The sequence below is a fragment of the Bradyrhizobium nanningense genome, from assembly GCF_004114535.1.
Lineage (GTDB): Bacteria > Pseudomonadota > Alphaproteobacteria > Rhizobiales > Xanthobacteraceae > Bradyrhizobium > Bradyrhizobium nanningense.
On the sequence record NZ_LBJC01000079.1, the window covers coordinates 72,218 to 84,170 of the forward strand.

Sequence of the window (11,953 nt, forward strand, 5' to 3'; positions counted from 1 at the left end):
AAACATTTTGGGCCGATGACTCCCCGTACCGCCACACTGATCGGATTGACCGCGATCCTGATGTGGTCGCTGCTCTCGGTCATGACGGTGGCAACCGGAAAGATCCCGGCGTTTCAGCTCGCCGCAATGACGTTCGCGATCGGCGGCTTGGTCGGCCTGCTCACCTGGATCGGCCGCGGCGATGCGGCGAAAAGCCTGCGTCAGCCGCTCGTCGTCTGGGTCGTGGGCGTCGGCGGCCTGTTCGGCTATCACGCGCTGTATTTCCTCGCACTCCGCTTCGCGCCGCCGGCCGAGGCCGGCCTTCTGAACTACATGTGGCCGCTCTTGATCGTGCTGTTCTCGTCGTTCCTGCCCGGCGAGCGCCTCGCCTTGCATCACATCGTCGGCGCCGTGCTCGGCCTCGTCGGCACTGTGCTGCTGTTCGCCGGCAACACGAGCGGGTTTGCGCCGGGGGCGGTACCGGGATTGATCGCAGCCTTCATCGCCGCGTTCGTCTGGGCAACCTATTCGGTGCTGTCGCGCCGGCTGAAGGCGGTGCCGACGGATGCCGTTGCGGGCTTCTGCCTTGCCACCGCCGTGCTGGCCGCGCTGATGCATGGCCTTCTTGAAATCACGGTGTGGCCGGAGACCACGTTGCAATGGCTCTCCGTGACCGCGCTCGGCATCGGCCCCGTCGGTGCCGCATTCTACGCCTGGGACATCGGCATGAAGCGCGGCGACATCCGCGTGCTCGGCGCAGCCTCCTATGCCACGCCGCTGCTCTCGACCGGCTTCCTCATCGCCGCCGGCTTTGCCAAGGCCAGCGCCAACATCGCGATTGCCGCGATCCTGATTGCCGGCGGTGGCCTGATCGCGGCCAAGGACATGGTGCTGAGGAAGCGATGATGCGCTCGATCGCGGTCCCGCTGACGGTGTTGGTCGGACTCGTCTGCGCGAGCGCTTCGGCGCAAGTCGGCGCATCCCCTGAGATCTTTACGGGCATGCATCGGAACGAGAGCATCGTTGGCCGTCCCGAGACGGCGACGATAACCGATGGAAAATCCTTCATCCAACTGACGGAAGAGCAGTATCGAGCCGGTAATTATCGGCCGGCTTACGAAACGCTTCCGACCAGGATTGTTCGTCGACTGCCCGTGCGGAAAGACAGCAAGGAATAGGTTGCCGATGGCGCGAGAGTGGCGGTCGATGGGTCTGGTTTGAGCTACGGCTCCCAGCCCTGCGGTGCGAGCTCGAAGCCTGCGAACTCGAACGCGGGCGCGACGGTGCAACCGACCAGCGTCCACTCGCCCGTGGTTTGCGCCATCTGCCATGCATGGGCCGGCACGATGGCCTGCGGCCGCTCGCCGCCGGCGAGGTCGGTGCCGAGCCGCACCTCGTGCTGGGAGCAGCCGTCATGGGCGATGCGCAGCATCAAGGGGCTGCCGGCATAATAATGCCAGGTCTCGACCGCATCGACGCGATGCCAGTGCGAGCGTTCGCCGCGTGCGAGCAGGAAGTAGATCAGGGTCGAGCGCGAACGGCCGTTGGCGTCCGTCATCTGGTCGCGAAACGTCTCGCGATAATGGCCGCCCTCGGGATGCGGCCGCAGTTCAAGGCGAGCGATGATCTCGGCTGCGGTCGGCATCGAACCCCGTCAGGACTTGTGTGTCAGGATTTATTCTTGCGCTCGCGCAGCTCGCCGAACACGGCGGCGGCATCCGCGCCCTTCATGTGCAGCCTGGCTGCGATCTGTGGCTCGTCGGCCCGCAGGAACACGTTGGCCCGCTTCTCGTCGCCAAGCAGGGTGGGGATGGTCGCCTTGTTCTCGGCCCGGAGCTTCGCCACCTCCGCCGCGCGCGCCTGGAGCGCCGCATTGTCGGGATCGACGGTCAGCGCGAACTTGACGTTGGAGGCCGTGTATTCGTGGCCGCAATAGAGCTTGAAGTCGTCGGGCAGGGCGCGCAGCTTCAGGAGAGAATCCCACATCATCGGATAGGTGCCCTCGAACACGCGCCCGCAACCGATCGAGAACAGCGTGTCGGCCGCGAACACCGTCTTCTCGGTGTCGAACACGTAGGAGACATGGTCGAGCGTGTGGCCGGGCGTCTCCAGGACGCGCGCCAGCAGATTGCCGATCTTGACCACGTCGGCGTTGGCGACGCGCAGGTCGACGTTCGCGATCCCGGTGGTCTTGTCGTGCGGCGCGACGACGCGGCAATTGTATTTCCGCTTGAGTTCAGCGACCCCGCCGACATGATCGCCGTGATGATGGGTGATCAGGATGTCGGTGAGCTGCCAACCCTCGCGCTCCAGCGCCTTCATAATGGGGCCGGCCTCGGGCGCGTCGACCGACGCCGTCGCCTTGGTTTCCACATCGTGGATCAGATAACCGAAATTGTCGTTTAAACAGGTGAAAGTACGAATTTCGGCGGCCATGTCATCTCCATCGGGCTCAGCCCCGCCAGACAAATATGGCGTTAACGTTGCGCAGGCAATGCAATATTCCGCGCGCAGGCCAAGCCTTACGCATGTTACATTGCGGTCATGACCATCGACGTCGTCGACCTCCGCGAGTTCTATTCCCGTCGCCTCGGGATTGTGGCGCGACAAATGATCAATCGCGGCATCAGGGAGCGCTGGCCGGGCGCGCAGGGCCAGCGCGTGCTCGGCCTCGGCTATCCAACGCCCTATCTGGGGTTGTTCCGCGAAGATGCCGAGCGATGCATCGCCTTCATGCCGGCGGCCCAGGGCGTCCTGAAATGGCCAACGGGGCGACCGGCGCTGGCCTCGCTGGTCGACGAATTCTCGCTGCCGCTTCCCGACGCCGCGGTCGACCGCATCCTCCTGGTCCACGCGCTGGAGATGTCGGACGATCCGGCCGCGCTGCTGCGCGAGGTGTGGCGCGTGCTGTCGCCCTCGGGCCGCGTGATCGCGGTGATCCCGAACCGGCGTGGGGTGTGGACCCGCACCGACAGCACGCCGTTCGGTCACGGCCGGCCCTATTCGCGCTCGCAGATCACCGATCTCTTGCGCCAGACCTGGTTCACGCCGACCGCATGGGGCGAGGCGTTGTTCATGCCGCCCTATGCCGGTGGCTGGGTGCTGAAATCGGCACAGATGTGGGAGCGCGCCGGTGCGGCGCTGTCGCTGCCTTTTGCCGGCGTGCACATCGTCGAGGCCACCAAGCAGGTCTATCGTGCGATTCCCGCCAAGCGCGAACGGGCGCGGCTCATTCCCTCGCTGGCCAAGCCCGTGCTGGTGCCGTCCTCGACGGTGACGCGCGGCTGAACACGAATCGTCCCGGCGAGGCCGGGACGATTGCAGTTCACAAAGTCAGAAAAAGCCTATTCGCCGGGGGTGACTTCATCGCTGGAGGCGGCCGGAGCTGCCTCGCGCTCGGGGCGCGGACCATGCGGCCGGCGCCGCCGGCGCGGAAACCGTTCGCCACCGCCGCCGCCGCCACCTTCGAAGCCGGGCTGGCCGCCACTTGCGCCGACATTCACTTGCGGCTGCGGGCCGGTGATGAAGGACGGCAGGCGATCGACGCTGCCGGTATCGGCGATGACGGGCTGCGGCTGGTTGGCCGGCTGCGGCTGATATTGCGGCTGCGGACGATGATCGCGTTCGCGGTGCTCGCGCGGCTGCTGGTCGCGCTGATAGGGCTGCTGCTGGTTGTCGCGTTGCTGATGATCACGCTGGTGATGATCGCGCTGGCCGTCGCGGTCGCGCACGAAAGGCTGCTGCGGCGGCTGCGGGACGAAGCCCGGCTCCTGGCCGAAATTCGAGAAATTCTCGCCGTCGTCTTCGCCGTCGTCGCCATGGCTGCTGATAGGCTCGTCGCCGCGCGGCTGCTGGTTCTGGCGGAATTGCTCCTGGGCCGCCGCGATCAGGCGGAAATAATGCTCGGCATGCTGGTAGTAGTTCTCCGCCGCAACGGGGTCGCCGGAGGAGCGCGCGTCGCGCGCAAGTTGGAGATACTTTTCGGCGATGTGCGAGGCGGTGCCGCGGATCTTGATATCGGGTCCGTTGGACTCGTAGACCCGGGTCATCGGGTTCTGGCTGCGCCGGTTGTTGTTGTTGTTATTATTGTTGCGGTTGCGCATCCGCTGCTTGTTCTGACCGTTTCTCATGTCCTGCCTTTAATTCCAGCCCTAAAGGTTGCACGCATTACTGATTGCTAGGAGTGACCTGGTGACAGCGGTTTCACGTCGCACGCGCGCACCGCGCGCAAGAGCGGATCAAACCCTGCCGATGTTCGTCGACCGTCGCGCTCAACAAGGACGCGTTCCCCACCCGCCAGCATTGATCGCCAGCGAATCCATTCATTTTGCTTGCCGAAACAAGCCCAGCGGTGTTGCGTAAGTCTTCAAGCGCAATATCAGGCTTTCGTTCACGTTGCGGTCGGAGAGCAGCGCAGCTCCACTGGCTATCGCGCTTCACAGGACCTGCGGCTTGGAACCTGTAATCAGTAAAGCTCTCGCCCGAGAGCCCGGCTTTCACCCGCAAGTCTGCGGGGCCGGCACCGATGTGTTGATCGGAACGTAGTCGTTCCCAAGGGATATTCCAAGAGCTTTTTGCAAGCCAATCCGGCTTTTATGGGGGCATTTTTCGGGCCGAAACGGCCCGCGGAATGCCCGCCAGGTCGGCCTTGGGTGGCCTGTCCATCGTTAACGCCGCTGCCGCCATAAGGGTTTCAATATTTCTCGCCTGGCCCTGTCCGGCCTCGACGATCAGCGCGCCGCCGGGAGCGAGGCGCTCGCTCGCCTGCGGGATCAGGGCGCGGTAGGCGTCGTATCCGTCATTGCCGCCATCGAGCGCCAGATGCGGATCGTGCTCGCGCACCTCGACGCTCAGTGTCGGAATTTCGGCCGAGGGGATATAGGGCGGGTTCGACACGATGAGGTCGAACGGGCCGCGCAGCGCTGACGCATAGGAGCAAGCGACGAAAGCCGCGCGGCCGCCGAGGCCGAGAGCGGCGGCATTGTCACGCGCCGTGTTGAGCGCCGTCAGGCTGACATCGGTGCCGATGCCGAACGCATCGGGAATTTCGTGCAGCAGCGCGAGCAGGATCGCGCCCGATCCGGTGCCGATGTCGGCGATGCGCGGAGGCTGTGCCGCTTTCCGCTCGCGGAGGATCTCGAGCGCAAGCTCGACCACGGTCTCGGTATCGGGGCGGGGGACCAGGGTTGCTTCCGACAGACGAAACGGCAGGCCCCAGAATTCACGTGTGCCGAGAATGCGCGCCACCGGCTCGCCGGCGATGCGGCGCTGTGCATGCTGGGTGAGCCGCGACGCCTCGGCTTCCGTGAGCGGCCGGGCGGCTTGCGCAATCAGGCCGGTCAGATCGAGGCCGAGGACCGCGCCGAGCAGGATGCGGGCGTCGAGCTCGGCCTCTTCGACGTGTGCCGATCTCAATTGCGCGGCCAGCGCGCGCCGCGCGCTTTCGATGGATTGTCCGGAGAAGGAGTTGCCCACGCGCTACGCCGCCGCGCCTTGTGCGGCGAGCTGCGCGGCCTGGTGCTCGGTGGTCAGCGCGTCGATCAATTCGCCGAGCGCTTCGCCCGCGATCACCTGCGGCAGCTTGTAGAGCGTCAGATTGATGCGGTGGTCGGTGACGCGGCCTTGCGGAAAATTGTAGGTGCGGATGCGCTCGGAGCGGTCGCCGGAGCCGACCTTCTCCTTGCGTTCGGCCGACCGCGCGGCGTCGACACGCTGCCGCTCGGCGTCGTAGATGCGTGAGCGCAGGATGTTCATGGCCGAGGCGCGGTTCTTGTGCTGCGAGCGGCTGTCCTGCATCATCACCACGATGCCGGTCGGGATGTGGGTGATGCGGATCGCCGATTCGGTCTTGTTGACGTGCTGGCCGCCCGCGCCTTGCGCGCGCATGGTCTCGATGCGCAGATCGTCGTTCTTGATGTCGACGTCGACGTCCTCGACCTCCGGCAGCACCGCGACCGTCGCCGCAGACGTGTGGATGCGTCCCTGCGTCTCGGTGTCGGGCACGCGCTGGACGCGATGCACGCCGGATTCGAACTTCAGCTTGGAGAACGCGCCGCGGCCCTGCACCTCAGCGATGATTTCCTTGTAGCCGCCGACGGTGCCTTCGCTGGCCGAGATCACCTCGACCTTCCAGCCCTGCAAGCTGGCGAAGCGTTCGTACATCCGGAACAGGTCACCGGCAAACAGCGAGGCCTCGTCGCCGCCGGTGCCGGCACGGATTTCCAGCACCACGTTGCGATCGTCCATGGCGTCCTTGGGCAGGAGCGCGACGCGGATCTTCTGGACCAGCTCCTCCATCTTCGGTGCGAGCTCGTCGCGTTCGGCTTCCGCCATGCCGCGCATCTCGGCGTCGGTTGCGGGATCGGCGATCAGCGCCTCGGTGTCGGCGAGCTCCTTGACGGCGGAACGATAGGCCTTCACCGCTTCGATCAGCGGCGTGATCTCGGCGAGCTCGCGCGTGATCTGCACGTAGCGTTCGGAGGCGAGCTGCCCCAGCGATTCGGCCTCGAGCGAGGCATGATGTGCGAGCAGCACGTCCAGTTTGGCTTCGGGGAGTGACGACATCGGTTCAGTCTCAAATGGCGGAAGGAGGCGAGGCGGCAGGAAGCGGCGACAGGCCCGCTACAAGGCCAGGCCTTCGGCCTCGGCGAATTCCGTCAGCTTCTGCCGGATCGAGACGCTGCCTGCCGGGGCGTCCAGCAGGGGACCGAGCATGGCTTCGGCCTTCTTCGCGTCGAGATCGATCACCATGGCCTTGACCGGGCCGAGTGCGGTCGCCGACAGCGACAGCGAGCGGTAGCCCAGCGCAATCAGCGCCAGCGCCCCGATCGGCTTGGATGCCATCTCGCCGCAGAGCGAGAGCGACTTCTTCGCCGCATGGCATTTTTGCGAGATCTGGCGCAGCGCGCGCAGGATCGGCGCCGACATGGTGTCGAAGCGCTCGGAGACCTTGGCATTGCCGCGATCGACCGCGAACAGGAACTGGAACAGATCGTTGGAGCCGACCGAGATGAAGTCGACTTTCCGCAAGAGCTCGTCGAGCTGATAGAGCAGGGCTGGCACCTCGACCATGGTGCCGATGTCGATTCGTTCAGGCAGCGTGTGGCCGTGCTGGCGCAGATAGGTGAGCTCGCGCTCGACCAGCGCCTTGGCCGCATCGAATTCGGCGACCTCCGAGATCATCGGGAACATGATGCGTAGCGCGCGGCCGCCGCCGGCGCGCAGCAGCGCGCGAATCTGGCCGCGCAACAGGCCTGGGCGATCGAGCCCGAGTCTGATCGCGCGCCAGCCGAGCGCGGGATTTTCCTCGATCACGGCTTCCATATAGGGCAGCGCCTTGTCGCCGCCGATGTCGAGGGTGCGGAAGGTGACGGGCTTGGTGCCGGCGGCATCCAGCACGGTGCGATAGAGCGCCAGCTGGTCGCTGGTGCGCGGCAGGCTCTGGCCCACCATGAATTGCAGCTCAGTGCGGAACAGGCCGATGCCGGCGCTGCCGGTGTCCTCGATATGCGGCAGGTCGATGGCGAGGCCAGCGTTGATCATCAGCTCGACCTTCTGGCCGTCCTTGGTGACGCAGGGCAGGTCGCGCAGCGCCAGATATTGCGCCTGGCGGCGGGCGCGGAAGCGCACGCGCTCGGCGAACGCCGCCTCGACCTCCTGAGAGGGCCGCACATAGATCGAGCCGGAGGTGCCGTCGACGATGATGGCGTCGCCGGGATCGGCGATGCCGGGCGCGTTTGGCACCTCGCCGACCGCGGGAATGCCGAGCGCGCGCGCCACGATCGAGACGTGGGAGTTGGCGGTGCCTTCCTCCAGCACGATGCCGCGCAGGCGCTTGCGGTCGTAGTCGAGCAGCGCCGCCGGGCCCATTGCGCGCGCGATGACGATCGCGTTGTCGGGCAGCTGCTCGCGCGAGGGGGCGTGGTCCTGGCCGACCAGCTGCCGCATCAGGCGGTAGCCGAGATCCTCGAGATCGTGCAGCCGGTCGCGCAAATAAGGGTCGGTCGAGCGCAGCATGCGCGCGCGGGTGTCGGACTGCACGCGCTCGACCGCGGCTTCCGCGGTGAGGCCGGTGGCGACCGCCTCGTGCAGCTTGTGCGACCAGCCCTGGTCGTTGGCGAACATGCGGTAGGCTTCCAGCACCTCGCGATGCTCGCCGCCCTCGGCGACGTCGCCGCGCTCCAGCATGCGGTCGAGATCGGCGCGCAGCTTGGCGAGCGCGGTGTCGAGCCGCTTGATCTCCTTCGGCAGGTCCTCGGCGATGTAGTCCTTGATGACGACGCGCGGCTCGTGCAGCACGACATGGCCCAGCGCGATGCCCTCCGACAGGATGGCGCCGACCTTCTGCGCGGAATGGCGCGCCGCCGGTTCCTGGCCCGGCTGGGCCAGCGCCGAGAGCTCGCCGGAGGCGATCAGCTCCGCCAGCACCATCGCGGTGGTCTGCAGCGCCTCGAGCTCTTCCTCGACGTAATTGCGCTTGGCGCGGTTCTGCACCACCAGCACGCCGAGCGTGTTGCCGGCGCGCAGGATCGGCACGCCGAGGAACGAGTGGTAGATTTCTTCACCGGTCTCGGGGCGGAACGAGAAGGCCGGATGGCTCTGCGCATCGTTCAAATTGAGCGGCGTCGCCTCGCTGGCGACGAGACCGACCAGGCCCTCATGGGCGCTCAGCACGGTGTGGTGCACTGCCTCGCGGTTGAGACCTTCGGTGGCGTAGAGCTCCAGGGTGTTGTCGATGCGTAGCACATAGACCGAGCACACCTCGGCCACCATGTTGGCGGCGATCAGCACCACGATCTTGTCCAGCCGCTCCTGGGCCGAGACCTGCTCCGCCATGGTCTCGCGGAGCCGTCTCAACAAGACGCGGGGACCTCCCGACGCGCTCCGCATGTACCGTCAATCTCCTCCGTCTGCCGGGGCCGAAAGGGGCCGCGGCTGCTCGCCCAGTATCCAGAAAAACAACAAGTTTGCTCGTCCGGCGCCGGCTCAGGCGGTTGCCTGAGCCGAATCAGCACCGCCTGAACTGGGGCACAGTTTCTGGCAGCCCACCCTGTTCGCCGTATAGCGAATTGGGGCTTGTTTTGCCAAGCAAAACGCCTGCCAAACGCGAAAGTGTGGACACCTCAGCGTTTGCTGCGGCCGCTAAGAGAAAATTCGTCTAGGCCTGATCGAGACCGTAGAGCGTGTGTAGCGTGCGCACCGCAAGCTCGGTATAGGCGGTGTCGATCAAAACCGAGAATTTGATCTCGGAGGTTGTAATGGCCCGGATGTTGATATTCCGTCCCGCGAGGGCCGAGAACGCCTGGGCAGCGACGCCGGCGTGGCTGCGCATGCCGCTGCCGATCACCGAGATCTTGGCGACGTCGGTGGCGGTATCGAGCCGCGCATAACCGATTTTGCCCTTGGCGGCGGTAATCGTGTCCTTGGCGCGGGTATAATCGGCCGCCGGCACCGTGAAGGTGAGGTCGGTGGTCTTGCCGTCCTCGGAGACGTTCTGCACGATCATGTCGACGTTGATGTTGGCATCCGCCAGCGGGCCGAAGATCGACGCCGCAACGCCCGGCTTGTCCTCGATCTGGCGCACCGAGATCTGGGCCTCGTCCTTGGAGAAAGCGATACCGGTGACGACGTGGCTTTCCATGATCTCCTCCTCGCTGCAGATCAGCGTGCCGGGCGGCTGGTTGGCATGCGGGTCGATATCCTCGGGCTTGTCGAAGCTCGAACGGACGAAGATCGGCATGTTGTGGACCATGCCGAGTTCCACGGAGCGGACCTGGAGCACCTTGGCGCCCTGGGAGGCCAGTTCCAGCATGTCTTCGAACGCGATCTTGTCGAGCCTCTTGGCCTTCGGCACGATTCGCGGGTCGGTCGTGTAGACGCCGTCGACGTCGGTATAGATATCGCAGCGATCGGCCTTGACGGCGGCGGCAATTGCCACGGCCGAGGTATCGGAGCCGCCGCGGCCGAGCGTGGTGATGCGGTTGGTCTTGGGCTCGATGCCCTGGAAGCCGGCGATGACCGCGACCTCCTTGCGCTCCCTGAAGCGCTTGATGATCTCGCTGCCGTCGATGTCCTCGATCCGGGCCGAGGCGTGGGCGTCGCTGGTCTTGATCGGGATTTGCCAGCCCTGCCAGGAGCGGGCCTGGATGCCCATGCCCTGGAGCACGATGGCAAGCAGGCCGGACGTCACCTGCTCGCCTGAGGCGACCACGGCGTCGTATTCGCGCGCGTCGTGCATCGGCGAGGCCTCGGTGCACCAGGCCACCAGCTCGTTGGTCTTGCCGGACATCGCCGAGACCACCACGGCCACTTCATGGCCGGCGTCGACCTCACGTTTCACATGGCGTGCGACGTTGCGGATACGTTCGATGTTGGCGACGGATGTGCCGCCGAATTTCATCACGAGGCGGCTCATGACGACGCGTGCATTCCCTCATAAGGATCAGTATGGTGACCCGCGCTGGACGAGCCTGGCGGACACCGACCGCGCGTATACAGAGGGGCGGAGCCGGGGGCAAGCGGGTTCCTGCGGGGGCAGGGTGTGGGAGTAGCGGGTAAACCGAGATCATGGCGCGTTATATCGACGAGATTCTTCAGCCCGGCGAGAAGGTGCTGTATTCGACCAATGCGCACTGGATCTTCTATTTTCCGGCCATTGTGGCCTGGATCGTGGCTCTGGCTCTGTTCGTCCTGTCCCGGCAAACCGTGGTCGAAGGGCTCGTCCTGCTCTGCCTTGTCGGCTCCGGCCTCGTGGCTTTGGCGGCCCTCTATTGGACCGTGAAGGGCTGGTTCCATCGCTTCACCACCGAGACCGACGTCACCAACCTCAGGGTCGTGCACAAGACCGGCTTCATCAAGCGCCGCACCTTCGAGATGGCGCTGGACAAGGTCGAGAGCGTCGACGTCGATCAGACGATTCTTGGACGTATTCTCAACTACGGCGACGTGACGATTCGCGGCGTCGGGGAGGGGATCGAGACGATCAAGACGATCGCCTCGCCGCTCGCTTTCCGTAGTTCGATCACCACGCGGTAGGACCGCGCGTAACCATGAGCATGCAGCAAGATACTTCCGCAACCGCCCAGCCGGGCTCGACCGTCGACGCCGCCGAGATCGCGAAATTCTCAAAACTCTCGGCGGAGTGGTGGGACCCCAACGGCAAGATGGCGCCGCTGCACCGGATCAACCCGCTGCGGCTCGGCTATATCCGCGATGCCGCCTGCCGCAAGTTCGAGCGCAACGTGCGCAGCCTCAACTGTCTCGCCGGCTTGCGCGTGCTCGACATCGGCTGCGGCGCCGGCCTCTTGTGCGAGCCGCTGTCGCGTCTCGGCGCGCAGGTTATCGGCGTCGACCCTTCCGCGAGCAACATCGCCGCGGCGAAGCTGCACGCCGACAAGGGCCATCTCGCCATCGACTACCGCTGCACCACGGTGGAGGAGATCGACCCGCGCGAGCGTTTCGACATCGTGCTGGCGATGGAAGTGGTCGAGCACGTCGTCGATGTCGGCGTCTTCCTGAAGCGCTGCGCCGCGATGCTGAAGCCGAACGGCCTCATGGTGGTCTCGACGCTGAACCGCAACTGGAAGAGCTTTGCGCTCGCCATCGTCGGCGCCGAATACGTCCTGCGCTGGCTGCCGCGCGGCACCCACGAGTGGAACAAGTTCGTCACCCCCGACGAACTGACGAAATACCTGCTCGACAACCGCCTCGTCATCACCGAGCAGACCGGTGTCGTCTACAGCCCCTTCGCCGACAAATGGACCCTCTCGTCGGACATGGACGTCAACTACATGGTGGTGGCCGAAGCGATGGTGTGAGCGCGGCGTGACTGAGCGAGTTCTCACTTCCCGGGCGGTGTCGTCCCTGCGAAAGCAGGGACCCATACCGCGGAAGCTATCGGTGAATAGACGGTGTGAGATGCTCGGGGCGGCAGTGTCCGCAAAACTGCTCCCTGGGGTAATGGGTCCCTGCGTTC

12 protein-coding genes are annotated in these 11,953 nt (G+C 65.5%); 5 read left to right on the forward strand and 7 right to left on the reverse strand.

Annotation, left to right across the window (positions count from 1 at the left end; translation table 11 throughout):
* Positions 1-15 precede the first annotated feature (15 nt).
* Together yddG and XH84_RS35760 are read left to right on the forward strand one after the other, a co-directional pair.
* Positions 16-885 (forward strand): aromatic amino acid exporter YddG, encoded by an 870-nt coding sequence (yddG, locus tag XH84_RS35755; RefSeq protein WP_128919091.1) that lies wholly within the window; start codon positions 16-18, stop codon positions 883-885.
* On the forward strand, positions 882-1,157 hold the full coding sequence (locus XH84_RS35760) for a hypothetical protein (RefSeq protein ID WP_128919092.1): 276 nt from the start codon (positions 882-884) through the stop codon (positions 1,155-1,157). The genes yddG and XH84_RS35760 overlap by 4 nt, the downstream gene beginning before the upstream one ends.
* A gap of 44 nt (positions 1,158-1,201) precedes the next feature.
* Here the strand turns inward: XH84_RS35760 and XH84_RS35765 are convergent, their stop codons facing one another.
* A complete protein-coding gene (locus XH84_RS35765; protein WP_128919093.1) occupies positions 1,202-1,624 on the reverse strand; it encodes a cupin domain-containing protein in 423 nt (140 codons plus the stop codon).
* Between the two features lie 23 nt (positions 1,625-1,647).
* Entirely contained in the window at positions 1,648-2,415 is a 768-nt protein-coding gene (gene gloB, locus XH84_RS35770) for a hydroxyacylglutathione hydrolase (RefSeq protein ID WP_128919094.1), read from the reverse strand.
* A 108-nt stretch (positions 2,416-2,523) separates the two neighbouring features.
* Between gloB and XH84_RS35775 the strand changes: the two genes are divergently transcribed.
* Positions 2,524-3,267, forward strand: coding sequence for a methyltransferase domain-containing protein (locus XH84_RS35775; RefSeq protein WP_128919095.1), 744 nt, complete (start codon positions 2,524-2,526; stop codon positions 3,265-3,267).
* A 56-nt stretch (positions 3,268-3,323) separates the two neighbouring features.
* Here XH84_RS35775 and XH84_RS35780 read toward each other — a convergent pair whose 3' ends face one another.
* The 5 genes from XH84_RS35780 to XH84_RS35800 all read right to left on the reverse strand — a co-directional run bounded on the left by XH84_RS35780 (position 3,324) and on the right by XH84_RS35800 (position 10,393).
* A complete protein-coding gene (locus tag XH84_RS35780; RefSeq protein ID WP_128919096.1) occupies positions 3,324-4,109 on the reverse strand; it encodes a DUF4167 domain-containing protein in 786 nt (261 codons plus the stop codon).
* A 463-nt stretch (positions 4,110-4,572) separates the two neighbouring features.
* On the reverse strand, positions 4,573-5,454 hold the full coding sequence (gene prmC, locus XH84_RS35785; protein ID WP_128919097.1) for a peptide chain release factor N(5)-glutamine methyltransferase: 882 nt from the start codon (positions 5,452-5,454) through the stop codon (positions 4,573-4,575).
* Positions 5,455-5,457: 3 nt separating this feature from the next.
* Positions 5,458-6,543, reverse strand: coding sequence for a peptide chain release factor 1 (gene prfA, locus XH84_RS35790; RefSeq protein ID WP_128919098.1), 1,086 nt, complete (start codon positions 6,541-6,543; stop codon positions 5,458-5,460).
* A gap of 57 nt (positions 6,544-6,600) precedes the next feature.
* On the reverse strand, positions 6,601-8,868 hold the full coding sequence (gene ptsP, locus XH84_RS35795; protein WP_128919099.1) for a phosphoenolpyruvate--protein phosphotransferase: 2,268 nt from the start codon (positions 8,866-8,868) through the stop codon (positions 6,601-6,603).
* A 268-nt stretch (positions 8,869-9,136) separates the two neighbouring features.
* A complete protein-coding gene (locus XH84_RS35800) occupies positions 9,137-10,393 on the reverse strand; it encodes an aspartate kinase (protein ID WP_128919100.1) in 1,257 nt (418 codons plus the stop codon).
* A gap of 152 nt (positions 10,394-10,545) precedes the next feature.
* Here XH84_RS35800 and XH84_RS35805 point away from each other — a divergent pair, with 152 nt between their 5' ends.
* Both XH84_RS35805 and ubiG read left to right on the forward strand, forming a co-directional pair.
* Complete coding sequence (locus tag XH84_RS35805) at positions 10,546-11,013, forward strand: PH domain-containing protein (protein WP_128919101.1); 468 nt, start codon at positions 10,546-10,548, stop codon at positions 11,011-11,013.
* A gap of 14 nt (positions 11,014-11,027) precedes the next feature.
* Positions 11,028-11,795, forward strand: a complete 768-nt coding sequence (gene ubiG / locus XH84_RS35810; RefSeq protein ID WP_164936213.1) for a bifunctional 2-polyprenyl-6-hydroxyphenol methylase/3-demethylubiquinol 3-O-methyltransferase UbiG — start codon at positions 11,028-11,030, stop codon at positions 11,793-11,795.
* The last annotated feature ends 158 nt before the right edge of the window (positions 11,796-11,953 follow it).